The 213-nt window shown below is 60.6% G+C and carries 1 protein-coding gene; it reads right to left on the bottom strand.

The genetic code is table 11. The features are described from left to right. On the bottom strand, window positions 1-213 hold a 213-nt coding region (locus HUV30_RS03985), incomplete at both ends, for a VCBS domain-containing protein (RefSeq protein WP_174404148.1).

Consider the following 213-nt stretch of genomic DNA (forward strand, 5'->3'; position numbering starts at 1 on the left):
CGGTCACGGCTCCGGTGTCAGTTCCGGTGATGACGGGTGCATCTTCGGTACCGTTCACCGTGATGGTGATGGTGTGCGTGTCGCCGCCGTTGGTTGTCACCGTAAAGGTCTCGGTGCGGACGTCGCCATTGTCCAGCGCCTGTGCGCGGCCGTCCAGCTCGTATTTCCATTCACCGGTTTCAGTGATGGTCAGCTTGCCGTAGGAACCATCCA

This window comes from Desulfovibrio subterraneus, assembly GCF_013340285.1.
In the GTDB taxonomy this organism is placed as follows: domain Bacteria; phylum Desulfobacterota; class Desulfovibrionia; order Desulfovibrionales; family Desulfovibrionaceae; genus Halodesulfovibrio; species Halodesulfovibrio subterraneus.